This window comes from Acidovorax sp. KPB24-07 (genome assembly GCF_057543315.1).
This window is the reverse complement of record NZ_BAAJYS010000510.1, coordinates 1-2,006: the sequence shown is the minus strand read 5'-3', so window position 1 is coordinate 2,006 and position 2,006 is coordinate 1. Positions and strand designations below refer to the sequence as shown.

General features: G+C 69.9%; 2 protein-coding genes and 1 pseudogene. 2 read left to right on the top strand and 1 reads right to left on the bottom strand.

Annotation, left to right across the window (positions count from 1 at the left end; all coding sequences use genetic code 11):
- Positions 1-260: 260 nt before the first annotated feature.
- The gene (locus AC27IQ_RS23240) at positions 261-881 is read right to left on the bottom strand and encodes a TetR/AcrR family transcriptional regulator (RefSeq protein WP_284403023.1); all 621 of its coding nucleotides are present in this window, start codon (positions 879-881) and stop codon (positions 261-263) included.
- A 159-nt stretch (positions 882-1,040) separates the two neighbouring features.
- Here AC27IQ_RS23240 and AC27IQ_RS23235 point away from each other — a divergent pair, with 159 nt between their 5' ends.
- Together AC27IQ_RS23235 and AC27IQ_RS23230 are read left to right on the top strand one after the other, a co-directional pair.
- Entirely contained in the window at positions 1,041-1,709 is a 669-nt protein-coding gene (locus AC27IQ_RS23235; protein WP_487090960.1) for a DUF3313 domain-containing protein, read from the top strand.
- Between the two features lie 59 nt (positions 1,710-1,768).
- A pseudogene (locus AC27IQ_RS23230) lies at positions 1,769-2,006 on the top strand (hypothetical protein); the annotation flags it as partial.

Sequence of the window (2,006 nt, the reverse complement as noted above, 5' to 3'; positions counted from 1 at the left end):
CGAGGCGCTGTGCGCGCGGTGGGTGGGCGAATCGCCGCCCGGCAAGGACGGCGGCGGTGCGGCGGGAGACTCGGTGCGGGACGGCAAGGCGGACATTCGGGTTCCAGGCGAAGGGGCCAAAGAGAAGGGTCGGCGGGGGATGGCCCTATTGAACGACGGCTGAGCCGACCGCACTGGCCCACGACCCCGGCAAATGCGCAGGACAAGACGCCGAACCGGCGTCGGCGCCGCAGGGCATGCCGGCGCGCTTCGGGTCGCGCCTAGCGCCCGGGGGCCGCGCCCCTCAGGAAGAAGTCCACGGCCCGAACCACCCGCGCGTGGATGTCGGCGACGGAGACGGCCGGTGGGTCCTGCTGGTACAGGCGCGGCCCGGTTTCCGCGGTGAGCAACGCCATGAACTGCATCGCCATGACCTGGGGATCGCCCTCGCACACCTCGCCGTGCGCCATGGCGGCGCCCATGAAGCGGGTGAGCGCGTCGATGCACTGGCGCGGGCCGGCGCCGTCGAACAGCTCGCCGATGTTGGAGCGGCCCGCGTCCGCCAGCACCATGCGGTACACCGAGAGCGCGCGGCGGTCGTTCAGCATCACCTGCAGCGCCTCGTCCCCGAACCGGGTCAGCGTGGGCCGCATCGGCGGGCGTGTTTCCAGCGCCGCCAGCAGGTGGGAGGTGGCGTCGGCCAGGTGAGAGGTCGCCAGCGACTGCACCACGGCGACGAACAGCGGCTCCTTGGACGGGAAATAGCCGTAGAGGGTGGCCTTGGAGCCCCCGAGCCGCTTGGCCAGCTCGTTCATCGACGCCGCCTCGTACCCCACCTCCTCGAACAATTTGGCCGCCGCTTCCACGATGGCATCCCGCCGCGCCTGGGTCCTGACCCGCATTCGCATCTCCAAAAGTGAACTAACTTGTACTCTTTACTTGACAGGGCTCCCTCGGGCAAATCATACTATACCGTACATTAATGTTCAGTTATAGCCCCATCCCCTGGCCCCTCGGCCCGGGGCTGGACCCCCTTCGTCCCTTTCTTTTGGAGAAGCTCCATGCATGCCACCCCTTTTCTGCGCCCCGCGGTGCTCCTGCCCCTGCTGTGCCTTGCCGCCCTGGCCGGCTGCGCCAGCACCCAGCCCATCGCCTACACCGGGCTGCAGTCCGCGCCCCAGCTGCGGCCCAACCTGGACGACGACACCGGCCGCATTCCCTACCGCGTGGCATCGCACCGGGACTGGAGCCAGTACACCAAGGTGATCCTCGACCCCATCGTGATCTACTCCGGGCCCGACCACCAGTTCGAGGACGTGCCCGAGGCCCAGCGGCGCCAGCTGGCTGGCGACATGCGCCGGCAGTTCACGGCGCGGCTGGCCACGCGCTTTCAGATCGTGGCCCAGCCCGCCCCCGCCACGCTGCGCCTGCGCGTGACGCTCACCGGCGCCAGGCTCACCACGCGGGGCCTGAGCACCTTCACGCGCTTCGACATCGGCGGCGGACCCTACAACCTGGTGCAGGGCATTCGCGGCAAGGAAGGCACCTTCACCGGCTCGGTCAGCTACGCCGTGGAGATCTTCGATGCGGTGTCGAACCAGCTGCTCGACGCCTTCGTCACCAAGCAATACCCGAACGCGCTGAACATCGGCGCGACCTTCGGCACCCTGGATGCGGCGCAGGCCGGCATCGAAAAGGGCGCGCAGGAACTCACCGCCCAGTTCCAGTGAACGCCGCCATGATCCCCACCCACCCCGCTCCCCTGCCCGCCGCGGCCCCGAGGATTGCCATGCCCCTGATTGCCTTCGTTCGCGCCGCGTGCGTGTCTTCGCTGCTCGCCACCGCCGCCCTGCCCGGCCATGCGGAACTGTTCACCTCCATGGCCTCCAGCGCGGGGTCGGCGGCCTCGAGCGCCTCGGACTCGATCGGCCATTCGAGCGGCGGCGGGGGCCGCGACCGGCGCCTGGCCGAGGGTGAGTACCGCGTGATCGGCGTGGAGCAGGTGCCCGGCCGGCCCGACGCCACGG

What these genes read in the sequence shown, in the direction of transcription:
- AC27IQ_RS23240 (WP_284403023.1), bottom strand. Translation starts at nt 881, where the DNA reads ATGCGGGTCAGGACCCAGGCGCGGCGGGATGCCATCGTGGAAGCGGCG.
- AC27IQ_RS23235 (WP_487090960.1), top strand. Translation starts at nt 1,041, where the DNA reads ATGCATGCCACCCCTTTTCTGCGCCCCGCGGTGCTCCTGCCCCTGCTG.